At 63.6% G+C, this 23,537-nt stretch carries 15 protein-coding genes and 1 pseudogene; 12 read left to right on the top strand and 4 right to left on the bottom strand.

Annotated elements, in window-relative coordinates; genetic code table 11:
- Positions 1-86: 86 nt before the first annotated feature.
- Complete coding sequence (locus KSS96_RS16790; RefSeq protein WP_217855118.1) at positions 87-1,556, top strand: ATP-binding protein; 1,470 nt, start codon at positions 87-89, stop codon at positions 1,554-1,556.
- On the opposite strand, the gene KSS96_RS16785 is transcribed toward KSS96_RS16790, so the two are convergent.
- Both KSS96_RS16785 and KSS96_RS16780 read right to left on the bottom strand, forming a co-directional pair.
- Positions 1,503-4,271 carry an ATP-binding protein gene (locus tag KSS96_RS16785; protein ID WP_065878793.1) on the bottom strand — a complete coding sequence of 923 codons (2,769 nt, stop codon included), beginning with the start codon at positions 4,269-4,271 and terminating at the stop codon, positions 1,503-1,505. The genes KSS96_RS16790 and KSS96_RS16785 overlap by 54 nt on opposite strands.
- A 58-nt stretch (positions 4,272-4,329) precedes the next feature.
- Positions 4,330-4,728, bottom strand: coding sequence for a helix-turn-helix domain-containing protein (locus KSS96_RS16780; protein WP_065878795.1), 399 nt, complete (start codon positions 4,726-4,728; stop codon positions 4,330-4,332).
- Positions 4,729-4,932: 204 nt separating this feature from the next.
- Between KSS96_RS16780 and KSS96_RS16775 the strand changes: the two genes are divergently transcribed.
- Positions 4,933-5,850 (top strand): LysR family transcriptional regulator, encoded by a 918-nt coding sequence (locus KSS96_RS16775; RefSeq protein ID WP_017527360.1) that lies wholly within the window; start codon positions 4,933-4,935, stop codon positions 5,848-5,850.
- 133 nt (positions 5,851-5,983) lie between these two features.
- Here the strand turns inward: KSS96_RS16775 and narL are convergent, their stop codons facing one another.
- Together narL and KSS96_RS16765 are read right to left on the bottom strand one after the other, a co-directional pair.
- Positions 5,984-6,631, bottom strand: a complete 648-nt coding sequence (gene narL / locus KSS96_RS16770) for a two-component system response regulator NarL (RefSeq protein WP_017527361.1) — start codon at positions 6,629-6,631, stop codon at positions 5,984-5,986.
- Positions 6,628-8,430 (bottom strand): HAMP domain-containing protein, encoded by a 1,803-nt coding sequence (locus tag KSS96_RS16765; RefSeq protein WP_017527362.1) that lies wholly within the window; start codon positions 8,428-8,430, stop codon positions 6,628-6,630. The genes narL and KSS96_RS16765 overlap by 4 nt, the downstream gene beginning before the upstream one ends.
- 325 nt (positions 8,431-8,755) lie before the next feature.
- Between KSS96_RS16765 and KSS96_RS16760 the strand changes: the two genes are divergently transcribed.
- The 10 genes and pseudogenes from KSS96_RS16760 to KSS96_RS16710 all read left to right on the top strand — a co-directional run bounded on the left by KSS96_RS16760 (position 8,756) and on the right by KSS96_RS16710 (position 23,523).
- A complete protein-coding gene (locus tag KSS96_RS16760) occupies positions 8,756-9,997 on the top strand; it encodes an MFS transporter (RefSeq protein WP_017527363.1) in 1,242 nt (413 codons plus the stop codon).
- A gap of 2 nt (positions 9,998-9,999) precedes the next feature.
- A complete protein-coding gene (locus tag KSS96_RS16755; RefSeq protein ID WP_017527364.1) occupies positions 10,000-11,397 on the top strand; it encodes a NarK family nitrate/nitrite MFS transporter in 1,398 nt (465 codons plus the stop codon).
- Positions 11,398-11,454: 57 nt separating this feature from the next.
- On the top strand, positions 11,455-15,228 hold the full coding sequence (locus tag KSS96_RS16750) for a nitrate reductase subunit alpha (protein WP_017527365.1): 3,774 nt from the start codon (positions 11,455-11,457) through the stop codon (positions 15,226-15,228).
- Position 15,229: 1 nt separating this feature from the next.
- The gene (gene narH / locus KSS96_RS16745) at positions 15,230-16,768 is read left to right on the top strand and encodes a nitrate reductase subunit beta (RefSeq protein WP_017527366.1); all 1,539 of its coding nucleotides are present in this window, start codon (positions 15,230-15,232) and stop codon (positions 16,766-16,768) included.
- Positions 16,769-16,771: 3 nt separating this feature from the next.
- Complete coding sequence (narJ, locus tag KSS96_RS16740; RefSeq protein ID WP_217855116.1) at positions 16,772-17,527, top strand: nitrate reductase molybdenum cofactor assembly chaperone; 756 nt, start codon at positions 16,772-16,774, stop codon at positions 17,525-17,527.
- Complete coding sequence (gene narI, locus KSS96_RS16735; protein WP_065878799.1) at positions 17,520-18,197, top strand: respiratory nitrate reductase subunit gamma; 678 nt, start codon at positions 17,520-17,522, stop codon at positions 18,195-18,197. Before narJ ends, narI begins: the two co-directional genes overlap by 8 nt.
- A 10-nt stretch (positions 18,198-18,207) precedes the next feature.
- Complete coding sequence (locus KSS96_RS16730) at positions 18,208-19,113, top strand: peptidylprolyl isomerase (RefSeq protein ID WP_065878801.1); 906 nt, start codon at positions 18,208-18,210, stop codon at positions 19,111-19,113.
- 1 nt (position 19,114) lies between these two features.
- Entirely contained in the window at positions 19,115-20,101 is a 987-nt protein-coding gene (gene moaA, locus KSS96_RS16725; protein WP_065878803.1) for a GTP 3',8-cyclase MoaA, read from the top strand.
- 543 nt (positions 20,102-20,644) lie between these two features.
- Positions 20,645-22,831 (top strand): annotated as a pseudogene (locus KSS96_RS16720) (ribonucleoside triphosphate reductase).
- Positions 22,828-23,523, top strand: coding sequence for an anaerobic ribonucleoside-triphosphate reductase activating protein (locus KSS96_RS16710; protein ID WP_217855112.1), 696 nt, complete (start codon positions 22,828-22,830; stop codon positions 23,521-23,523). The pseudogene KSS96_RS16720 and the gene KSS96_RS16710 overlap by 4 nt, the downstream one beginning before the upstream one ends.
- The last annotated feature ends 14 nt before the right edge of the window (positions 23,524-23,537 follow it).

The following is a 23,537-nucleotide window of genomic DNA, read 5'->3' as shown; positions in this document are numbered from 1 at the left end:
TCTTTGGTAACTGGCAAGATAACGGCGAGCCCACGGAAAAGGATGCGCGGACGCCCAAGACCGGGTGTTTCAGCGCGATTGCAGCCATGAACAACCCCCAGGCAACTGACGCTGAAGGCACGCTGCGTTTCGGGGCGTATGCCTTTCACCGCCAACAACGGCTGGTCAGCAAGGCGGGCTGGCCGGTGCCCTTGGGGGGACGGGCGTTGGATATCCTGGCGGTGCTGCTCGAAGCACCGGGACAATTTGTCGGCAAGGCCACCCTGATCGAACGGGTTTGGCCGTGCAGCGTGGTGGAGGAAGGCAATCTGCGCGTGCACATTGCCGCCTTGCGCCGTGCCCTTGGCGGGCAACGCTTCATCATCAACGACCCCCAGCGAGGGTATTGCTTCGCCGCATCCGTACACGGGCAGGTGCCGGTCGTGATACCGCCACACAATCTGACCGCGCGCCTCAGCCCGGTGCTCGGCCGCGACGAGCTGCTGGGCGTGCTGGTACGGCGTCTGTCCGGGCAACGGCTGATGACGCTTACCGGTTGCGCCGGCGTGGGCAAGAGCAGCCTGGCCCAGGCGCTGGCCGAGCGCGTATTGCCGCGTTATCGCGACGGTGTGTGGTGGGTCGATCTGGCCACCGTACATGCGCCGATTGCGATGTTGCGGCACGTTGCAAGCGCGCTGCAGTTGGCGCCATGCACCGACGCCACCGAACTGTGCCGCCAATTGGCCCCGCGCCAACTGTTGTTGATACTCGACGGTGCCGACCTGCTGCTCGCGGCCTGCCGGCATCTGCTGCGCGTGCTGCGCGAAAACGCCCCCCAGGTCACGGTGTTGCTCAGTAGCCGCGAAATCTTGCATGCGCCTGGCGAATGGGTGCAACGCGTACCGCGTTTGGCAGTACCGGCACCGTCGGCGTTGGGCAGCGTCGAGCACGCGCTGGCGTGCCCGTCCGTGCAACTTTTCGTGGCGCGGGCGCGTGCCGGGCAGCAGGGCTTTGTGTTGCGGCCCCAGGAGCTGGCGCCGTTGCGCGATATCTGTCGACGGCTGGATGGCATCCCCTTGGCCCTTGAGCTGGCGGCCGCCCAAGTTCACGCCTTGGGCGTGCATGGTTTGCAGGCACAACTGCGCCGAGGCCTGCAAGTGTTGACGAGGGGGCGGCGCACGGCGGTGGAGCGTCATCAATCGTTCACGGCGGCGCTGGATTGGAGCTACGAGCGCCTGAGCCTGCCGCAGCGCTGGCTGTTCCTGCAACTGGGCTTGTTCAAGATGGCGGTGACGTTGCCCACCTTGAGCCAACTGGTGGCGGGCACCGAGCTTGAGCATGCCGACTTGGCGCATGTGCTCGGGCGGCTGGTCGACATGTCGTTGCTGGCGGTGGAGCCTGGCCTTGGCCCCGAACGTTATCGCTTGCTGCATTGCATGCGCAGCTACGCCCTGGCGCAACTGCGTGACCCCCGGCAAGTGGCGCGCCTGCAGCAGGGCGACGGGCATTACCCGGGGCCGTTTTCAGGCCGGCCGTTTGTCCTGCAGCTCATCGAGCAGGCTGCGTACGCGGACTAGATCGCGCGTGGCAAAACCCTCGGTGTATCGCGCATACACCGCACTCAGCAGATCGCGCGCCGCCTGCACGCGACCCTGGGTTTGCCATAGCCTTGCCAATGAGTCCGCGCAGCGCAGCTCCCAGGCCAGCGCGCCTTGCTGGCGTGCCAGGTCCAGCGCTTCGAGCAGCAGTGCCTGCGCGCCGCTGGGGTCGTCCGCCAGAGCGTGTTCGGCATACACCCGCAGGACTTCCGGGGCGCACCAGCCGGCGTCACCCTGGCGAGCGCGTTCGACCCCGGCCATGTCAACTTCATGCACGCCCAACGTGATCAGGATGTCCTGGACAATCCCCATGCCCTGCAAATCGCGGTGGCCGAGGATGCCTGCGTAATGCCCCGCCCACGTCTGGAACAACTGCACCGAATGTTTGTGGGCATGTTCGAGCAGCAGCGCTTGCAAGGTGTGGGCAGTGTTGGCGTCGTCGTTGTGGCGCGCGATCACCACGCCGGCCAGGGCCAGGGTGTAGCAGATGGACGTGCCGTGATTGATTTGCAGCGCCAGTTCCAGCGCCTGGTTGGCGGTGCGCGAAGCCTGTTCGGGAAAGCCTTGCAGCCACAGGATCCGCGCCAGCACTGTCAGCGAAGCCACGCTCTGGTCGTATTGCACGCCGATGCTGTGGCCAAACCGGTTGAGGTGGCCGCTCTGGGCCATGCGCTGGATCACCTGCTCGGCGTTCTGCCGGGCCAGCGTCTGATTGCCGGTGAAGTGCTGGGCCAGTACGCGCAGGCGCTGGGCGCTCAGGTCCAGCAGCGGATCGGTGCGCGGGTCGAGGTGATCGAATTGCAGGCTCTGTTCCAGCGCCTGGCGATAGAGGCCGGCACACAGGTTCACCGCCATGTGCCCGGAGACTGCGCGCAATTGTCCGGAAAGATCCTGGCGCTCATCGGCCAGGCGCCGGGCGTCGACAAACGCCGCGATGGTCTGCGCCGCGCCACCCACGGCGTGATAAGACAGGCTGCCCAGCGCCAACTGCAGTTGCATGTTCAAGCGCGGGCACGGCGCGATCACCGTGCCTAGCAGTGCCAGCGCCTTGCCCACATACAACCCGTGCTCCCTGAGCAATGACAGTTCTTGCCACAAAGGCATTGCGCTGACGGTCAGGCGGATCGCCAACAGGTGCTCGCCACCTTCGGCGAGGCCCCAGTCGAGCGCGGCGCGCACGTCTTCGCGTAACGGGGCATAGCGGTCGATCCAGGCTTGGGTGGCGGTCTGGTGCCAATCCTCCTGGGCTTGCTCCATCAACGCCAGGCAGCGCGCCGCGTGGCGCTCGCGGGTGGCGTCCAGCTCATCGGCAACGCTGAGTTTTTCCAGGGCGTAGGTGCGGGTGATGTCCAGCAGGCGGTACACCATGTCGTCATCGGCGGCCTCCACATTAAGCAAGGACTTGGCCACCAGTTGGGTGATCGAGCCGAGTACCTCGGCGGGCGCGATCTGCTCGCCGGCGATCACCGCCGCGGCGCTGGCCAGGCTGAACCCGCCGCGAAACACCGCCAGGCGGCGCAGGCAGACCTGCTCGCAGCCGGTGAGCAGGTCGAAGCTCCAATCCAGCGTGGCGCGCAAGGTCTGGTGGCGGGGCAGGGCGCTGCGTCGGCCCCGCGTCAGCAGGCGGAAATTGTCTTCCATCTGCACCAGCAGCCCGGGCAGGCCGAAACGTTCGATCTGCGCCGCCACCAGTTCGATCGCCAGGGGTATGCCGTCCAGGCGCTGGCAGATGTCAATCGCCAGGGGCAGTTCGGCTTCGCCGAGGGCGAAACTGTCCTGATGGGACATCGCCCGTTCGATCAGCAATTGCAGGGCCGGGTAACCCAGGGCCTGGGCGCGGTTGCCGGTGGTGGGCGGGCAGGCCAGCGGTTCCAGGCGCTGCACGTATTCGCCTTCGGCCCGCAATGCTTCGCGGCTGGTGGTCAGGATATGCACGCTGGGCGCATGCCGCAGCAGGGTTTCGCAGATCAGCGCAATGTCGTCCAGCAGGTGCTCGCAGTTGTCGATCACCAGCAGCAACTGGCGCTCGTGCAGGCTGCGGGCAAAGGACACCAGCGGTGCGTGTTCGGTGTGGGTCAGGTCGAGCAGGCTGGCGAGGTTGGGCAGGATCATCGACGGCGTGCTCAGCGGCGCCAGGTCCAACAGGCGAATACCATCGCGGTAATTGCCGATCAGCAATTCCGCCACGCGCAATGCGACGGTGGTCTTGCCGATGCCGCCGGCGCCGGTCAGGGTAATGAAGCGTTGCGCGGGCAACTGCTGCACCAGGCTGTCGATCAGGGCCTGGCGGCCGATCATGCGGGTGCGCCGCAACGGCAGGTTATGGCTCGGGCGTTGCGGCACGCCTTCGGTGGGTAGCGTCATCGGTTCGATGCTCAGTGGTGCAACAAAACTGTAGCCGCGCTGGGCCACCGTGACGATATAGCGCTGCCCGGCCTGGCCATCGCCCAATGCCTTGCGCAGCGCCGCCATGTGCACGCGCAGGTTGCCGTCTTCCACCACGCTTCTGGGCCAGACTCGGGCGATCAGGTCCTGCTTGCTCACCACATTGCCGGCCTGTTCCAGCAGGACCAGCAGGATATCCACCGCCCGCCGCCCCAGGCGCAACGGGCGCCCGGCCTCCAGCACCAGGCGCTGGCGCGGATGCACGCGGTAGGGGCCGAAATGCACGGCTTGGTCGCTGAGGTCACTCATGGGTGGCCATGCTCCGGGGACAGTAGGCGGCCAGCATATGCCAGGCGCATGCAGACCACTAGGCGGCGATCACTTGGGGCTTGTTGCGTAATTGGTGATTTCGCCAGGTCATCGGGTTGACGCCTTCGCTGCGGGTGAACATGTGGCAAAAGTGCGCCTGGTCGCAGAATCCGCACTCCAGGCTGATTTGCGTCAGGCTCAGTTCGGAACCGGTAATCAGCTCCTTGGCCCGCTGGATACGCTGCTGGCGAATCCACTCTTGGGGCGACAGCCCGGTGGTGCACTTGAACGCGCGGGAAAAATGGCTGCGCGACAGCGCGCAGGCTTGGGCCAAGTCGGCAATGGCCAGGCTTTCGCCGAGGTTGGCCAGGATCAATTGCTTGGCAATGCGTTCGCGTCGGGGGCACAGCCCGCCGGTGGTGGGCAAACGGGGGGCACAGTACTCAAGTCGGGCCATGACAGATATCCGCAGTCGATGGGAGCGTTCCCGGTGAATGGATCCAGTGTAGAGCGTGCTTATCTTGTTGCCCGACCGTCCGGCTGACGAGTTAATCGTTGTTAATTTCGCCAGGTGCGGTGCAGGAAAAGACAGCACAGGCGTGCAATCGCCGCCGCGTCATGCGTGCTTATCTGGCGGCTTGATAACCGTTTGGATACCGCCATGAACCGCAACGACCTGCGCCGCGTCGACATGAACCTGTTGGTGATTTTCGAAGCCTTGATGTTCGAGAAGAACCTGACCCGGGTCGCCGAAAAGCTGTTCATGGGCCAACCGGCGGTGAGTGCGGCGCTGGGGCGCCTGCGCGATCTGTTCGACGACCCGTTGCTGTTGCGCAACGGGCGGGGCATGGAGCCCACGCCGCGTGCCGTGGCGATACTCAAGGAGTTGCAGCCGGCGATGGACACCATTTCAGGCGCGGTCAGCCGCGCCAAGGATTTCGACCCTTCTACCAGCTGTGCGGTATTTCGCATCGGCCTGTCCGATGACGCCGAATTCGGTCTGTTCCCGCCGTTGCTCAGCCAACTGCGCGAAGAAGCACCGGGGATCGTCGTGGTGGTGCGCCGCGCCAACTACCTGCTGATGTCGGCGTTGCTGGCCAGCGGCGAGATCTCGGTGGGGGTGAGCTACACCACTGAGCTGCCGGCGAATGCCAAGCGCAAGAAGCTGCGGGACATCCCGTGCAAGGTCCTGCGTGGCGATGACGGCCTCGAACCGCTGAGCCTGGACGATTACTGCGCGAGGCCCCACGCGATGGTGTCGTTCTCGGGCGATTTGAGCGGCAATATCGACCTCGACTTGGCGCGCATCGGCCGTGCGCGGCGCGTGGTGCTGGCCGTGCCGCAGTTCAGCGGGTTGCGGGCGCTGCTGGCCGGCACGCAGATCATCGCGACGGTGCCGGATTACGCGGCGTGTGCCTTGACCGAGGGCACGGCGTTGCGTGCCGAGGACCCGCCGTTTGCAATTGATGCGGCGGAGTTGTCGATGGTGTGGAGCGGGGTGCATGACAACGACCCGGCGGAGCGCTGGTTACGGGCGCGGATTTCCGAGCATATGGCCGGCGCAGTCAGTCGTCTGTGACAGCAAGGGCCTTATCGGGAGCAAGCCCCCTCCCACACTTTGATGTGTGAATACAGGCAAATGTGGGAGGGGGCTTGCTCCCGATAGGGCCAGTTCAAACACCGCATAACCCCAGTGAAATTTGCAAAAAGCCTCACCCCACCTGCCGCAAATGCTCCATCGCCCAAACCGCCGCTTCCACCCGCGAGCGCAACCCCAGCTTGTGCAGCAGGTTCTTCACATGCACCTTCACGGTGCCCTCGGTAATGCCCAGCTTATGCCCGATCACCTTATTGCTGTACCCACTGGCGATCGTGCGTAACACCTGGCGCTCGCGCTCCGTCAATTCCACCGCCGCATGGGGTTGCGGCGAACGCAGGGCCTGCGCCAGTACGCGGGTCAGCCCTGGGCTGATCACCAGGGCGCCGTGCAGCGCATCACGGATAAACTCCACCACCAACTCGGGCTCCATGTCCTTGAGCAGGTAACCGTTGGCATCCAGGCGCAGCGCATCACGGATGTCGTCCTCGGCATCGGAGACGGTAAAGAGCAGCACCTTGCCGCCATAGTGCATGGCGCGCAGGCGGCGCAGGGTTTCCAGGCCGTTCATGTGCGGCATGTTGTTGTCCAGCAGTACCAGGTCCGGTTGCAGGGCGTCGATCCGGTCCAGGGCTTCCTGGCCGTTGCCGGCTTCGCCGACGACCTGAAGGTCGTCTTCCAGTTCGAGGATCTGGCGCATGCCGTGGCGCATCATCGGGTGATCATCGACCAGCAGGATACGGTGGCGCGGGGCGGTGTTCATGGGGCGGTGCCTTGTAAGGAGTGGCCGAGAAATTCCGGCTGGAAACGCAATTGCACGCGAGTGCCCTGGGGCGCTCGTGGGTTGATCTCGAGGTCGCCGTGCAGGCTGCGCGCGCGTTCGTCCATGATGGTCAAGCCGTGGTGTTCGCGGCGGTCGACGTCGCCGCAGAAGCCGCGACCATCGTCTTCGATGCAAAGGCTCACGGTTTCGCCGACCTGGCGCAGTTGCAGCCAGGCGTTCTGCGCATGGGCATGGCGCAGGCAGTTGGACAAGGCCTCGCGGGTGATCTGCAACACATGGATCTGTTCGCTGGCCGACAGCTGGAAGGCCAGCGCCTCCACGTGCAAGTGCACCTGGAATTCGCCGCGTCGGGAGAACTCTTCGGCGGTGTCCGACAGCTCGTGTACCAGCCCGGCGTCGTGAATCTGCAGACGGAACGTGGTGAGCAATTCGCGCAGTTGGCGATAGGCATTGTTCAGGCCATCGCGCAGTTCGCCGGTGACGGTGGCCAGGGTCTCCACCGGTTCGCCACGGCGGATCAGGGTTTGCATGCGGCTCACTTGCAGCTTCATGTACGACAGCGCCTGGGCCAGGGAGTCATGCAGCTCGCGAGCAATGATGGTGCGTTCGTCGAGCAGCAGCAGGCGGTGATCCTGCTCGCGTTGGCGCTTGAGCGACAGCGAGGTGCCGATCAGGTTGGCCAGGGCCTGGATCAACTGTTGTTCCCAATCCTGGGGCGCGTGGCCGTCGAGGAAGTGCGCCTTGAGTTCGCCCAGTTCGGCGCCCTGGTTGCTGATGCTGAACACCTGCGGCGGCGCAACGTGGTGACGCTCGCACGTCGCGCAATCGCCAATCGCGCAGATATTGCGGCTGTGCTCGCCGTGCAGGGCGAGCATCTGCTGCGCCGGTGCCAGGAAGTGGCCTTGCAGGCACAGCGACAGGCGCAGGCCCGGCAGGCGTGTCTGGAAGCGCCGGATCAGTTCATCCAGGCCTTCGGCGTTGGCCAGGCGCGTGGCCAGGCTGCTGCTGCTCTGGTAGAGCAATTCGAGGGCGGCGTTGGCTTGTTGCAGGTTGAGGGTCTTGAGTTGCACCTGGCTTTCCAGGGTGCGGTGGGACGCCTCGATGGTCTCGGCCATGGCATTGAAGCTCAGTGCCAACTGCCCCAGCTCATCTTCGGAGCGGTGGTTGACCCGGGTCTTGAGGTCGCCGTCACGGAAGCGCCGGGTGGCGTGCACCAGTTCTTCCAGGGGGTTGACTACGCCGTACTGCAATTCGTACAGGCCCAGCAGCAGGATGATCAAGGTGCTGAACAGCGCCAGGCCCTGGATGCCTTGCTGCCAGCTTTGCTTTTGTTCGCTGTGTTGCTGCAACAGGCTGACGAACCGGTTGAGCTGTTCGACGAAGGCCGGTGCATTGGCCTGGAACAGCTCACGGTTACCGCTTGCCAAGGCCGGGCGCAGATCGTCGTGCCAGCGTTGCTGGATCTGCTGGTAGCTCTGCAACAGGGCACTGCGCGGGCCGTCTTCAAGCACCGCCTTGAGGGACTGGCTGTCCAGGCGCCCTTGCAGGCTCTGGGTGATGGTCTCGATTTCTCCGGGCGGTGCGCCGGCGGCGAGTTTCCAACTGAGGTGGTAGGTCTCCATGCGCACCGAACCTGCGGTGTTGATCGCGGCCGCGTCGCCCTGGCTGAACCACGCGATCAGGCCGGCGCTCAGGGAACTGGCCAGGGCGAGGACGGCGATCAGAATAACGGCCAGGCCGGCGCGGGCCGGCAGGGAGCTGCGCAGCCAGTCAAGCATGGCGGCGTAATCGAAGGGGGCAGGCGAGCAGCATGGTTGTACCGGGCATGGGAAAAAGGGCTGAACACGGCCTTCCCTGGCGTCCTACCTCTAAAGAGTTGCCGGCGCACCCTCCCACGGATAAAAGCCGGCACAAGAGACCAATCCATTGATAAATAAAGGCTTTCTCTTGTTGTTGCGGCTACCTCCTTGGAGGTAGACGGGGCCAGCATAGCTCCATACCCCCTGGGTCGACGTTGATCTGGGTCAAGTTCCACGGGGGTGTCGCCCCTAACCTGCGCTCATGGAATCACTTTCTGGAGCGCATACCGTGACTCAACCCCGTATGAGACAGGGCCTGGTGCTGGGCATGAGCACCCTGGCGTTCACCGTCTGCTTTATGGTGTGGATGATGTTCGCCGTGCTGGGCGTGCCGATCAAAGAACTCTTGCAACTGAACGAAACCCAGTTCGGCCTGCTGGCCGCCACGCCGGTGCTGACCGGCTCACTGGTGCGCCTGCCCCTGGGCCTGCTCACCGACCGCTTCGGCGGGCGCATCGTGTTCTTTTTGCTGATGCTCGCCTGCGTGCTGCCGCTGTACCTGATCACCTACGCCACCGCTTATTGGCAGTTCCTGGTGCTGGGGTTGTTTGTCGGCTTGGCCGGCGGCTCGTTCTCGGTGGGCATCGCCTATGTTGCCAAGTGGTTCGACAAGGGCAACCAGGGCTTTGCCATGGGCGTGTTCGGCGCCGGCAATGCCGGGGCGGCAGTGACCAAGTTTCTGGCCCCGGCGCTGATCGCCCTGGGCACCTGGCATCTGGTGCCCAAGGTGTTCGGCGCCATCCTGTTTATCACCGCGCTGCTGTTCTGGTTCCTCACCAGCGAAGACAAAACCCACCGCAGCGCCGGCGGGGCCACCCTGCGCCAGCAGTTGCTGTGCCTCAAGGACCCGGCGGTGTGGCGCTACTGCCAGTACTACTCGATTGTGTTCGGCGGCTATGTGGCCCTGGCGCTGTGGATGACCAAGTACTACGTGCAGGAATACGGCTTCAGCCTGCAAAGCGCCGCGCTGCTGGCCGCCTGTTTCTCCCTGCCCGGCGGCGTATTGCGCGCGGTAGGCGGCTGGATGTCCGACCGTTGGGGCGCCCAGAGCGTGACCTGGTGGGTGCTGTGGGTGAGCTGGATCTGCCTGTTCCTGCTCAGCTACCCGCAGACCCAACTGCAGGTCATGACGGTCAACGGCCCCCTCGATTTTCATATCGGCCTCAACGCCACGCTGTTCACCGTGCTGCTGTTTGTGATGGGCATCGCCTTCGCGTTCGGCAAGGCCTCGGTGTTCAAGTACATCGCCAATGACTACCCGCAAAACATGGGCGCGGTGTCCGGCATCGTCGGCCTGGCCGGTGGCCTGGGCGGCTTTGTGCTGCCGATCCTGTTCGGCGCCCTGGTGGACCTCACCGGCGTGCGCTCTTCCTGCTTCATGTTGATGTACGGCGTGGTCTGGGTGTCCCTGGCCTGGATGTACTTCAGCGAAGTTCGCAAGCAACCGCTTATGGGCAAGACCGCCCAACCTCTCCAAGGAGAATGAACATGTCCATCGCGCAAAAGCCCGACTCGGGCCCGGTGATCCACGACTGGCGCCCTGAAGACCCGGCGTTCTGGGGTGCCAGCGGTAAAAAGACCGCGACCCGCAACCTGTGGATTTCGATTCCCGCGCTGCTGCTGGCCTTCTCCGTGTGGATGGTCTGGAGCACGGTGATCGTGCGTCTCAACGCCATCGGCTTCAGCTTCACCACCGACCAACTGTTCTGGCTGGCCGCGCTGCCGGGTTTGTCCGGCGCGACCTTGCGAGTGTTCTACTCGTTCATGGTGCCGATCTTCGGCGGGCGTCGCTGGACCGCGCTGAGCACCGCCTCCTTGCTGCTGCCGTCGCTGTGGATGGGCTTCGCGGTGCAAGACCCCAACACCCCGTACAGCGTGTTCGTGCTCATCGCCTTGTTGTGCGGTTTCGGTGGCGGCAACTTCGCTTCGAGCATGTCCAACATCAGCTTTTTTTACCCCAAGGCCCAACAGGGCACCGCGCTGGGCCTGAATGCCGGCCTGGGTAACCTGGGCGTGTCCGTGATGCAGTTCTGCGTGCCGCTGGTGATCACGTTCGGCGTGTTCGGCTTGATGGGCGGGCAACCGCAGACGCTGGCCGATGGCAGCCAGTTGTGGTTGCAGAACGCCGGGTTTATCTGGGTGCCGTTCATTCTCGCCGTTACCGTGGCGGCCTGGTTCGGCATGAACGACCTGTCCAGTGCGCGTGCCTCGTTCAGCGAACAGGCGGTGATCTTCAAGCGCAAACACAACTGGCTGATGTGCTGGCTATACCTGGCGACCTTCGGTTCGTTCATCGGCTTCTCGGCGGCGTTTCCGCTGCTGATCAAAACCTCGTTCCCGGATGTGGTAGCACTCAAGTTCGCCTTCCTCGGCCCGCTGGTCGGTGCGCTGGTACGCCCGCTGGGCGGCTGGCTGGCAGACAAACTGGGCGGTGCGCGGGTGACCTTGTGGAACTTCGTGCTGATGATCGTGATGGTGTTCGGCGTGCTGCACTTTCTGCCGCAGAACGGGCAGGGCGGCAGCTTCTACGGCTTTCTCGGCATGTTCATGCTGCTGTTCATCACCACCGGGGTGGGCAACGGTTCGACCTTTCGCATGATCCCGGTGATCTTCCGTACCCAGCATGAACAAGCCAGCGCCGGCAAACCTGCGGCGGTGCGCGAGCAAGCCCTGAAAGACGCCGGCAAGGAATCGGCCGCCGTGCTGGGTTTCAGCTCGGCCATGGGCGCGTTCGGCGCGTTCTTCATTCCCAAGTCCTTCGGCACGTCCATGGCCGCCACCGGCAGCCCGGCCATGGCGTTCTACATGTTTGTCGGTTTCTACCTGAGCTGCATTGTCGTGACCTGGTGGTGGTACGCCCGCAAAGGCTGCGCCACACCCTGCTGATCGACCACGAATTCGCGGGGCAACGCACCCCACGGCACGCCTGATGAGGAAAGCACCATGAGTCACTTACTGGATCAACTGCGGTTCTTCAACCGCAAGCAAAATGAATTCTCCGACGGTCACGGCGAGACCCGCAAAGAGTCCCGCGACTGGGAAAACGTCTACCGTTCGCGCTGGCAGTACGACAAGATCGTGCGCTCCACCCACGGCGTGAACTGCACCGGCTCGTGCTCGTGGAAGATCTACGTGAAAAACGGCCTGATCACCTGGGAGACCCAGCAGACCGACTACCCGCGCACCCGCAACGACCTGCCCAACCACGAGCCCCGTGGCTGCCCGCGCGGCGCCAGCTACAGCTGGTACATCTACAGCGCCAACCGGCTCAAGTACCCCAAGATCCGGAAACCGCTGCTCAAGTTGTGGCGTGAAGCGCGCCTGACCCTGCCGCCGGTGGAAGCGTGGGCGAGCATTGTCGAGGACAAGGTCAAGGCTGAGTCGTACAAGAGCAAGCGCGGCATGGGCGGTTTTATCCGCTCCAACTGGGAGGAGGTGAATGAGATCATCGCCGCCTCCAACGTCTACACCATCAAGCAATACGGCCCGGACCGCATCGTCGGCTTCTCGCCGATCCCGGCCATGTCCATGGTCAGCTACGCGGCGGGCTCGCGTTACCTGTCGCTGCTGGGCGGTGTGTGCCTGAGCTTCTACGACTGGTACTGCGACCTGCCACCGGCCTCGCCGATGGTGTGGGGCGAGCAGACCGACGTGCCGGAATCGGCCGACTGGTACAACTCCAACTACATCATCGCCTGGGGCTCCAACGTCCCGCAGACCCGCACCCCCGACGCACACTTCTTCACCGAGGTGCGCTACAAGGGCACCAAGACCGTGGCCATCACCCCCGACTATTCGGAAGTGGCCAAGCTCACCGACCTGTGGCTCAACCCCAAGCAGGGCACCGACGCCGCGTTGGCCCAGGCCTTCAACCATGTGATCTTCAAAGAGTTTCACCTGGATAAACCGAGCGCGTATTTCACCGATTACGCCAAGCGCTTCACCGACCTGCCGGTGCTGGTGATGCTCAAGCCCATGAGCGGCTTCGCACCGGGCGCCGGTTTCCAGCCCGACCGCTTCCTGCGCGCCTCGGACCTCACCGGCAACCTCGGCCAGGACAACAACCCGGAATGGAAAACCATCGCCCTCGATGAGAGCGGCGCGTTGGTCTCGCCACAAGGCTCCATCGGCTACCGCTGGGGCGAGAAGGGCAAGTGGAACATCCTCGCCAAGGAGGGCGGTGAAGGCCGCGCCATCGACCTCAAACTCAGCCTGATCGGTGATGACGTCGCCGAAGTGGCCTTCCCGTATTTTGCCGGTGAAGCCCACGAGCATTTCCAGCATGTGGCCGGCGATGCGGTGCAGTTCCGCCGCGTGCCGGTACACAGCGTGACCCTGGCCGACGGCACGGTGGCCAAGGTCGCCACGGTGTTCGACTTGTCTGCCGCGAACCTGGCCATCGACCGTGGCCTGGGCGGTAGCAACGTGGCCAGAGACTACGACGACGCCAGCGTGCCGGGTACCCCGGCGTGGCAGGAAGCGATCACCGGCGTCAGCCGCGAAAAAGCCATCCAGATCGCCCGTGAGTTCGCCGACAACGCCGACAAAACCCGTGGCCGTTCGATGATCATCGTCGGCGCGGCGATGAACCACTGGTACCACATGGACATGAACTACCGTGGGCTGATCAACATGCTCATGCTCTGCGGTTGCGTGGGCCAGACCGGCGGCGGCTGGGCCCACTACGTCGGCCAGGAGAAACTGCGCCCGCAATGCGGCTGGCTGCCCCTGGCCTTCGGCCTGGACTGGAGCCGCCCACCCCGCCAGATGAACGGCACCAGCTTCTTCTACGGCCACAGCTCCCAGTGGCGCCACGAGAAGATGAACATGCACGACGTGCTCTCGCCCCTGGCCGACAAGTCGCAGTTCCCCACCCATGCCCTGGACTACAACATCCGCGCCGAACGCGCTGGCTGGTTGCCCAGCGCGCCGCAACTCAACACCAACCCGCTGCATATCTGCCGTGATGCGGCAGCGGCGGGCATGGACCCCAAAGACTACGTGGTCAAGTCGTGGCAGGACGGCAGCCTGCGTTTCGCCTGCGAACAGCCGGACAGCCCGGTGAACTTCCCGCGCAACATGTTTATCTGGCGCTCCAACCTGCTTGGCTCCTCGGGCAAGGGCCACGAGTACATGCTCAAGTACCTGCTGGGCACCAAGAACGGGGTGATGAACGAAGACATCGGCTTTGGCGGCGAAAGCAAGCCCACCGAAGCCGAATGGGTCGACGACGGCGCCATCGGCAAGCTCGACCTGGTGACTACCCTGGACTTCCGCATGTCCTCCACCTGCGTGTATTCCGACATCGTCTTGCCGACCGCCACCTGGTACGAAAAAGACGACATGAATACCTCGGACATGCACCCATTCATCCACCCGTTGTCGGCGGCCATCGACCCGGCGTGGGAGTCGCGTTCGGACTGGGAAATCTACAAGGGCATCGCCAAGGCGTTCTCGGCCATGTCGGTCGGCCACCTGGGCGTGGAGCAAGACCTGGTCACCGTACCGTTGATGCACGACAGCGTCGGCGAACTGGCCCAGCCGTTCGGCGGCACCGACTGGAAAAGCGCCGGTGTGGCGCCGGTGCCGGGCAAGAACGCGCCGAACATGGCAGTGGTGGAGCGCGACTACCCGAACATCTACAAGAAATTCACCTCGCTGGGCCCGATGCTGGAAAAACTCGGCAATGGCGGCAAGGGCATCAACTGGAACACCGACGATGAGGTGCAGTTCCTCGGCGAACTGAACCACCACGAAGGCGACGCCGGTATCAGCCACGGCCGGCCGAAAATCGACACGGCCATCGATGCGGCCGAGGTGATCCTGTCCCTGGCGCCGGAAACCAACGGCCACGTGGCGGTCAAGGCGTGGGCGGCGTTGTCGGAATTCACCGGTATCGACCACAGCCACCTGGCGCTGCCCAAGGCCCACGAGGCGATTCGTTTTCGCGACATCCAGGCGCAGCCGCGCAAGATCATTTCCAGCCCCACCTGGTCGGGCCTGGAAGACGACCACGTGAGCTACAACGCCGGCTACACCAACGTTCATGAAAATATCCCGTGGCGCACCATCACCGGCCGCCAGCAGTTCTACCAGGACCACCCGTGGATGCAGGCGTTCGGCGAGCAGTTGATGAGCTACCGGCCACCGGTCAACACCCGCACCATCGAAGGCGTGAAGGGCAAACGCAGCAATGGCGAGACCGAGATCGTGCTGAACTGGATCACCCCGCACCAGAAGTGGGGCATCCACAGCACCTACAGCGACAACCTGTTGATGCTCACCTTGAGCCGTGGCGGGCCGATTGTGTGGCTCTCGGAAATCGACGCCAAGCGCGCCGGCATCGAGGACAACGACTGGATCGAATGCTTCAACGTCAACGGCGCGCTCACCGCCCGCGCGGTGGTCAGCCAGCGTGTCAAGGAAGGCATGGTGATGATGTACCACGCCCAGGAACGCATCGTGAACGTACCCGGTTCGGAAACCACCAAGACCCGTGGCGGCCACCACAACTCGGTGACCCGCGTGGTGCTCAAGCCCACCCACATGATCGGTGGCTACGCCCAGCAGGCCTACGGCTTCAACTATTACGGCACGGTCGGTTGCAACCGCGACGAATTCGTCGTGGTGCGCAAGATGGCCAAGGTCGACTGGCTCGATGGCTCCAGCGGCGATGACTTGCCGCGCCCATTGCCGACCGATATCGAGGAGAACTGAGATGAAGATTCGCTCACAGATCGGCATGGTGCTGAACCTGGACAAATGCATCGGCTGCCACACCTGCTCGATCACCTGCAAAAACGTGTGGACCAGCCGCGAAGGCATGGAATACGCCTGGTTCAACAACGTCGAGTCCAAGCCGGGCATCGGCTACCCCAAAGAGTGGGAAAACCAGGACAAGTGGAAGGGCGGCTGGGTGCGCAACGCCAACGGCTCGATCAACCCGCGCATCGGCGGCAAATTCCGCGTGTTGGCGAACATCTTCGCCAACCCCGACCTGCCGAGCCTGGACGACTACTATGAGCCGTTCGACTTCGACTACCAGCACCTGCACACCGCGCCCCTGGGCGAGCACCAGCCCACCGCCCGCCCGCGTTCGGTGGTGTCGGGCAAGCGCATGCAGAAAATCGAATGGGGCCCCAACTGGGAAGAAATCCTCGGCACCGAGTTCGCCAAGCGGCGCAAGGACAAGAACTTCGACCAGATCCAGGCCGACATTTACGGCGAGTACGAAAACACCTTCATGATGTACCTGCCACGCCTGTGCGAGCACTGCCTGAACCCGGCGTGCGCGGCCTCGTGCCCCAGTGGCGCGATCTACAAGCGCGAAGAAGACGGCATCGTGCTGATCGACCAGGAAAAATGCCGTGGCTGGCGCATGTGCATCAGCGGCTGCCCGTACAAGAAAATCTACTTCAACTGGAAAAGCGGCAAGTCCGAGAAGTGCATCTTCTGCTACCCGCGCATCGAAGCCGGCATGCCTACCGTGTGCGCCGAAACCTGCGTGGGGCGTATTCGTTATCTGGGCGTGTTGCTGTACGACGCCGACCGCATCAGCGAGGTGGCGAGTACCGCCAGTGAGCAGGATCTGTACGAGAAACAGCTGGAAATCTTCCTCGACCCGAACGACCCGGCGGTGATCCGCCAGGCCCTGGCCGATGGCGTACCGCAGTCGGTGATCGACTCGGCCCAGCGTTCGCCCGTCTACAAGATGGCGGTGGACTGGAAACTCGCACTGCCGTTGCACCCGGAATACCGCACCTTGCCGATGGTCTGGTACGTGCCGCCGCTTTCGCCGATCCAGAACGCTGCGGCCGCCGGCACCGTGGGCATGAACGGGGTAATCCCGGATGTCGACAGCCTGCGCATTCCGCTGCGTTACCTGGCGAACATGCTCACCGCCGGCGATGAAAAACCGGTCAAGCGAGCGCTCAAGCGCCTGCTGGCGATGCGGGCCTTCAAGCGCTCCCAGCAAGTGGACGGCGTCGAAGACCTGCAAGTGCTCGAAGACGTCGGCCTGAGTGTAGAACAGGTGGAAGAGATGTACCGCTACCTGGCCATCGCCAACTACGAAGACCGTTTTGTGGTGCCCAGCGCCCACCGTGAAGACGCCATGAGCGACGCGTTCGCCGAGCGCTCCGGTTGTGGGTTCAGCTTCGGCAGCGGTTGCAGCGGCAGCTCCGACACCAACATGTTCGGCGCCAAGAAGGCCAACCGCCGCGACGTGCTCAAAACCGTACAGATCTGGGAGGACTGAGCCATGCGCATTCTCAAAGTGATTTCGCTGCTGCTGGATTACCCCACCGAGACCCTGGTGAACGGCCGCGACGAATTGGAACAGGCGATCATCGAATCGCGGGAAATCAGCCCCAAGCAGCGCGGCGCGTTGTTTGAGCTGCTGGAGCTGATCTGCGCCAACGACCTGATGGACGGCCAGGAACACTACGGCGCGCTGTTTGGCCGGGGGCGTTCGTTGTCGCTGTTGTTGTTCGAACACGTGCACGGTGAGTCCCGCGATCGTGGCCAGGCCATGGTCGACATGATGGCCCAGTACGAAGCGGCCGGCTTTGCCATCGGCGTCAAGGAGCTGCCGGACTATATCCCGCTGTATCTGGAGTTTTTGTCCACCCGCGAAGACATCGAGGCCCGCGAGGGCCTGGCGGATGTGGCGCACCTGCTGGCATTGCTCGCCGCGCGTCTGGAAGAGCGTGAGAGCGCTTATGCCGGTTGCTTGCGTGCGCTGTTGCAGATCGCCGGCGCCGAGCCGCACCAGGCCGTGGCCGAGGTGCGCGCCCAGGTCGCCGCCGAACCGCGCGACGACTCCCTCGAAGCCCTGGACAAAATCTGGGAAGAGGAAGCGGTGGACTTTATGCAGGCCGAACAGCAGGACCGCTGCAGTTCGCTATCGAGCGCGCCGGGCAAGGCCCGCGAAGAAAGCGCGGTGCCGTTGCATTGGGTGGATTTTCAGCGAGAAGGCCAGGCCAGCGTGCCGGCCGGGGAGGTGGGTAATGTCTAAGTGGAATTTGCTGGTATTCGGGGTCTACCCCTATGTGGCCCTGGCCATCTGTCTGTTGGGCAGTTGGGCGCGGTTCGACCTCTCGCAGTACACCTGGAAGGCCGGCTCCAGCCAGATGCTCAATAACCGTGGCATGCGCGTGGCGAGCAACTTTTTCCATGTCGGCGTGCTGTTCGTACTGGCCGGGCATTTTGTCGGCCTGCTCACCCCGGCGTCGGTCTACCACCATGTGATCAGTACCGAAAACAAGCAACTGCTCGCGATGGTTTCCGGCGGCTTCTTCGGCCTGCTGTGCCTGGTGGGCTTGCTGATGCTGGTCAAGCGGCGCCTGAGCGACCCACGGGTGCGCGCGACGTCGAGCCCGTCGGACATCCTGATCCTGCTGGTGCTGCTGGCGCAATTGCTGCTGGGCTTGCTGACCATCGTGGCCTCCACCGGCCATATGGAGGGCTCGGTGATGGTGATGCTCGCCGACTGGGCACAGAACGTGGTGCTGTTGCGGCCGGTGCAGGCGGCCGAGTCGATCGCGCCGGTGTCGCTGATCTACAAGGCCCATGTGGCGCTGGGCCTGACCCTGTTCGTGCTGTTCCCGTTTACCCGCCTGGTGCACATGGTCAGCGCACCGATCTGGTACCTGGGGCGTCGTTATCAAATCGTGCGGCAAAAGTGAGGAGAACAGCATGAGCAGTGGATGCGGATGTGGTGGCGGCAATGGCGGCAGCGGCGGTTGCGGTTCGTCGGCCAAAGAGGCGGTGGTTGAAGTCGCAGTGCCGCTTGAGCCTGAGTTGATCGCCAGCAGTGAGCAGGAATGGCCGATCATCAGCGTCAACGGCGTGCCGGTCACGCCCGAGGCGATGGCCCTGGAGTTGCAGTATCACCCGGCCGAAAGCCGCGAGGCGGCGGTGTACCTGGCCGCCCGTGCGCTGGTGATCCGCGAGCTGTTGCAGCAGCGGATTGCCGAGCTGGGCCTGGCAGGGGACATTGCCCCCGGCGAAAACCAAGAAGAAGCGGCCACGCGTTTGTTGCTGGAGCGCGAGGTCACGGTGCCCGAGTGCGACGAGGCCACCTGCTTGCGTTACTTCGATAACAACCGTGGGCGCTTTCACAGTGCGCCGTTGTTGGCGGTGCGGCACATCCTGCTCGAATGCGCGCCGGACGATAGCGAGGCGCGCGATCTGGCGCACAGCCAGGCAGAAGTCTTGCTGCTGAGCCTGGAAGAGCAGCCGGGCCAGTTTGCCGAGTTGGCCCTCAAATACTCGGCGTGCCCGTCCAAGGCCCAGGGTGGTTCGTTGGGCCAGGTGAGCAAAGGCCAGACTGTGCCGGAGCTGGAGCGCCAGTTGTTCACCCTGGCACCGGGCCTGGCCGCCAAGCCTTTGGAGAGCCGTTATGGCTGGCACGTGATCAACGTCGACCAGCGCGTCGAAGGCCAGCCGCTGCCGTACGAAGCGGTGGCGGTGGCCATTCGCACCCAACTGCAACAGGGTGTCTGGCAGAAGGCGTTGGTGCAGTACCTGCAAACCCTGATCGGCGCGGCGGACATTCGCGGCATCGCGTTGCAGGGTGCCGACTCGCCGTTGGTGCAGTGACATGAGCCTGGTGGATGGTGTGGGTCGCTCCATCGATTACCTGCGCTTGTCGGTGACCGACCGCTGTGATTTTCGCTGTGTGTACTGCATGGCGAAAAACATGACCTTCCTGCCGCGCCAGCAGGTGTTGACGCTGGAAGAGCTGCAGCGCCTGGCTGCGTTGTTCGTCGGCCAGGGCGTGCGCAAGATCCGCCTTACCGGCGGCGAACCGCTGATCCGCCCGGGCATTGTCGGCTTGTGCCGCAACATCGCCGCGTTGCCGGGGCTGCGTGAACTGGTGATGACCAGCAATGGCTCGCAGTTGGCGCGATTGGCCCGGCCGTTGGTGGAGGCGGGGGTCAAGCGCATGAATATCAGCCTCGACAGCCTGGACGCCTCACGCTTTCGCGCGATCACCCGCAACGGTGATCTGCGCCAGGTGCTGGCCGGTATCGAGGCGGCCCGGGAGGCGGGGTTCGAACGGGTCAAGCTCAACTGCGTGGTGATGAAGGGGCGCAATTTTGATGAGGTGCCGGGGTTGGTGCGGTATGCCATCGATCAAGGTATCGACATCAGCTTTATCGAGGAAATGCCCTTGGGCGATGTGGGGCGCTCGCGCGGGGAGACGTTTTGTTCCAGCGATGAAGTGCGCGCGGTGATTGCCCGTGAACATGGTTTTGTGGACAGCACCGAGAACAGCGGCGGACCGGCGCGGTATGTGCGCTTGGCAAGGCATCCGGCAACGCGCATCGGGTTTATTTCGCCCAACTCCCACAACTTCTGCGGCAGTTGCAACCGCGTGCGCATGACGGTGGAGGGGCAGTTGTTGTTGTGTCTGGGGCAGGAGCAGGCGGTGGATTTTCGGGGGTTGTTGCGCCGCTATCCGCTGGACGATGGGCCGTTGGTCGAGGCGTTGGTTCGTGGGTTGAAGGGCAAGCCGTTGCGGCATGACTTTACCGGGGCGGGGGAGGTGCAGGTGGTGCGGTTTATGAACATGAGTGGGGGGTAGGGCGGTGCCTCAATGTGGGGGCTTGCTCCCGATGAGGGCGTGTCAGTTGATGCATCGGTTGCTGACCCACTGCCATCGGGAGCAAGCCCCCTACCACATTTTTGATCTCCATACATCAGATAGGCCTCAGTCTGCTTTGGTTTTTGATCTGGCTTTTGATCGTGATCTCAGGCGCCCCATTAAACACGCTGGCCGAACGCAGGCTTGAATCCGTGGGTAACCCGGCAGGACGCCGGGTTAGCCGCCCCGCGCCATGGATGGCGCGTGGCGGCGGCCCACGGATTCAAGCCTGCGTTCGGGCACACCGAGCCTAAGCGAGGTGCCGAGTGTTGGGGCAAGAGCGTTTTGCTTACTTTTGCGCTGTTCAAAAGTGAGCCGCCGTAAGGGCGGAACCATAGGCGGCCGTTACCTAAATAACGGATATACCCCAATCAAAAAACCTTGACCCCAATCAAGGGGCGCCCACCCCGTTTTCCGTAATCTCACTGCATCTTGTGTCTACTCATTAATAAATCACTATATGTGGTGCCTGGAGCCCTGAAAATGCAACCCACGCTCACCCCGCTGTTCAGCACTCGCCTACACAAGCGCGACGGCAGCCTCGCCCCCTTCAACCCGGAAAAAATCCGCCAGGCGCTGATCGCCGCCGGCACCGCCACCGGCGAATATCAACCCACCGACGTCGACCTGCTGCTGGGCGCCGTCCTCGCGCGCCTTAAGGGCATCGAGCAGTTGGACGTCGAACAAATCCAGGACAGTGTCGAACGCGTATTGATGGACGCCGGCTACTTCCTCTCCATGCGCGCCTACATCGTCTACCGCGAACAACACGGGCGCCTGCGTCGCGACCGCAAGACCCTGGTGGAAGTCGCCACCTCGATGAACGAATACCTCGACCGAGAAGACTGGCGCGTACAGGCCAATGCCAACCAGGGCTATTCCCTCGGCGGGTTGGTGCTCAATGTGTCGGGCAAGGTCACCGCCAATTATTGGCTCGATGAGGTCTACAGCCAGCAGATCGGCCGCGCGCACCGTGAGGCGGATTTGCATATTCACGACCTCGACATGCTCGCCGGTTACTGCGCCGGCTGGTCGCTGCGTTCGTTGTTGCACGAGGGCCTCAATGGCGTTGCCGGGCGCGTCGAAGCGGGGCCGCCCAAGCATCTGAGCAGCGCCCTGGGGCAGATGGTCAACTTCCTCGGCACCCTGCAAAACGAATGGGCCGGCGCCCAGGCGTTCAGTTCGTTCGACACTTACCTGGCGCCCTATGTGCGCAAGGACCAACTGAGCTACGCCCAGGTGCGTCAGGCGGTGCAGGAGTTCATCTACAACCTCAACGTGCCGTCGCGCTGGGGCACCCAAACGCCGTTTACCAACCTGACCTTTGACTGGGTCTGCCCGGAGGATCTGCGTGAGCAAATCCCGGTGATCGGTGGTGAGGAAATGCCGTTTGCCTACGGCGACCTGCAGGCCGAAATGGAGCTGATCAACCGCGCCTATATCGAAGTGATGCAGGCCGGCGATGCCAAGGGGCGGGTGTTCACCTTTCCGATTCCCACCTACAACATCACCCACGATTTCCCCTGGGACAGCGACAACGCCGACCGCCTGTTCGAGATGACCGCGCGCTATGGCTTGCCGTATTTCCAGAACTTCCTCAATTCCGATATGCAGCCCAACCAGGTGCGCTCGATGTGCTGTCGCCTGCAACTGGACGTGCGTGAGTTGCTCAAGCGCGGCGGCGGGCTGTTCGGGTCGGCGGAGCAGACCGGCAGTCTGGGGGTGGTGACGATCAACTGCGCGCGCCTGGGCTATCTGTTCAAGGGGGACACCTCGGGCCTGCTGCAACGCCTGGACAGCCTGATGGACATGGCCATGGAAAGCCTGGAGGTCAAGCGCAAGGTGATCCAGCACCATATGGACGCCGGCCTCTACCCCTACACCAAGCGGTACCTGGGCACCCTGCGCAATCACTTCTCCACCATTGGCCTCAATGGCATGCACGAGATGCTGCGCAATTTCAGCGGCGATGAGCAGGGCATGCACACCGAGCAGGGCCGCGCGTTTGCCCTCAAGCTGCTCGACCATGTGCGTGCCACGTTGCTGCGGTTCCAGGAAGAAACCGGCCACCTCTACAACCTCGAAGCCACGCCGGCCGAAGGCACCACTTACCGCTTCGCCAAGGAAGACCGCAAGCGCTACCCCGACATCCTGCAGGCCGGCAGCGATGTCGCGCCGTATTACACCAACTCCTCGCAATTGCCGGTGGGCTTCACCCAGGACCCATTCGAAGCGCTGGAGCTGCAAGATGAACTGCAATGCAAATACACCGGCGGCACCGTATTGCACCTGTACATGGCCGAGCGGATTTCCTCGACCCAGGCGTGCAAGCAGTTGGTGCGCAAAGCCCTGGGACGTTTCCGCCTGCCGTACCTGACGATCACCCCGACGTTCTCGATCTGCCCGGTGCACGGCTACCTGGCCGGTGAACATGAGTTCTGCCCCAAGTGCGACGAAGTGCTCGCCCTGGCCGCTGCGCGATAAAGCGTTTTTCAACCCTCAAGGAGCTACACCATGCAAACATCCCAGCCACAACGTCAGCGCTGCGAAGTCTGGACCCGGGTGATGGGTTACCACCGGCCGGTGTCGGCCTTCAACCCCGGCAAACAGTCCGAGCACAAGGAGCGTGTGCATTTCACTGAAGCGGCCGCCGTGGCCGGGCGCCAATGAGTCGAGCGCTACGGGTCGGGGGCCTGGTGCCCCTGACCACCCTCGACTATCCCGGCATGCTTGCCTGCGTGCTGTTTTGCCAGGGCTGTGCCTGGCGCTGCCGTTACTGCCACAACCCGGACCTGATCCCGCCGCGCGCAAGCACTGAGGTGGATTGGCGCCGGGTGTTGCTGTTTTTGCAACGGCGTCAGGATTTGCTCGACGCCGTGGTGTTCAGCGGCGGCGAACCGACCTTGCAGGAAGGCTTGCCGGCGGCCATGGATGAAGTGCGCGCGATGGGGTTTCGGGTCGGCCTGCACAGCGCGGGGATCAAACCGACCGGTTTTGCCAACGCGCTGCGCCATGCCGATTGGGTCGGTTTTGATGTGAAGGCGCTGGCCGAAGACTGCCGCTCGATCACCCAGGTCAAGGGCAGCGGCGCCGCCAACTGGCGCAGCCTGGAGGCCTTGCTGGCCAGTGGCGTGGACTACGAATGCCGCACCACGGTGCACTGGCACCTGATCGACCCCGCCCGCCTGCTACTGCTGGCCCAGCGTTTGCAAGCCAGTGGCGTAACGCGTTTCGCCGTGCAGCTGGTGCGCACGGCCAGCATGCTCGACCCGCACTTGGCGCGCGCGCCGGTACAGGCGGCACTGCCCGAGCTATGGGGCCGACTGCGGGCGTTATTCCCCGCGTTTGTACTGCGAGGGTGATGCACGCCCTCAAC

The organism is Pseudomonas asgharzadehiana, assembly GCF_019139815.1.
Taxonomy (GTDB): domain Bacteria; phylum Pseudomonadota; class Gammaproteobacteria; order Pseudomonadales; family Pseudomonadaceae; genus Aquipseudomonas; species Aquipseudomonas asgharzadehiana.
The sequence above is the reverse complement of the archived record's forward strand: the minus strand, read 5'-3'. Positions and strand labels throughout refer to the sequence as shown.

Bases quoted from the DNA above. Each gene is read 5' to 3' on its own strand.
- KSS96_RS16790 (WP_217855118.1), top strand. From the start codon at position 87: ATGAACAACCCCCAGGCAACTGACGCTGAAGGCACGCTGCGTTTCGGG.
- KSS96_RS16785 (WP_065878793.1), bottom strand. From the start codon at position 4,271: ATGAGTGACCTCAGCGACCAAGCCGTGCATTTCGGCCCCTACCGCGTG.
- KSS96_RS16780 (WP_065878795.1), bottom strand. From the start codon at position 4,728: ATGGCCCGACTTGAGTACTGTGCCCCCCGTTTGCCCACCACCGGCGGG.
- KSS96_RS16775 (WP_017527360.1), top strand. From the start codon at position 4,933: ATGAACCGCAACGACCTGCGCCGCGTCGACATGAACCTGTTGGTGATT.
- narL (WP_017527361.1), bottom strand. From the start codon at position 6,631: ATGAACACCGCCCCGCGCCACCGTATCCTGCTGGTCGATGATCACCCG.
- KSS96_RS16765 (WP_017527362.1), bottom strand. From the start codon at position 8,430: ATGCTTGACTGGCTGCGCAGCTCCCTGCCGGCCCGCGCCGGCCTGGCC.
- KSS96_RS16760 (WP_017527363.1), top strand. From the start codon at position 8,756: ATGAGACAGGGCCTGGTGCTGGGCATGAGCACCCTGGCGTTCACCGTC.
- KSS96_RS16755 (WP_017527364.1), top strand. From the start codon at position 10,000: ATGTCCATCGCGCAAAAGCCCGACTCGGGCCCGGTGATCCACGACTGG.
- KSS96_RS16750 (WP_017527365.1), top strand. From the start codon at position 11,455: ATGAGTCACTTACTGGATCAACTGCGGTTCTTCAACCGCAAGCAAAAT.
- narH (WP_017527366.1), top strand. From the start codon at position 15,230: ATGAAGATTCGCTCACAGATCGGCATGGTGCTGAACCTGGACAAATGC.
- narJ (WP_217855116.1), top strand. From the start codon at position 16,772: ATGCGCATTCTCAAAGTGATTTCGCTGCTGCTGGATTACCCCACCGAG.
- narI (WP_065878799.1), top strand. From the start codon at position 17,520: ATGTCTAAGTGGAATTTGCTGGTATTCGGGGTCTACCCCTATGTGGCC.
- KSS96_RS16730 (WP_065878801.1), top strand. From the start codon at position 18,208: ATGAGCAGTGGATGCGGATGTGGTGGCGGCAATGGCGGCAGCGGCGGT.
- moaA (WP_065878803.1), top strand. From the start codon at position 19,115: ATGAGCCTGGTGGATGGTGTGGGTCGCTCCATCGATTACCTGCGCTTG.
- KSS96_RS16710 (WP_217855112.1), top strand. From the start codon at position 22,828: ATGAGTCGAGCGCTACGGGTCGGGGGCCTGGTGCCCCTGACCACCCTC.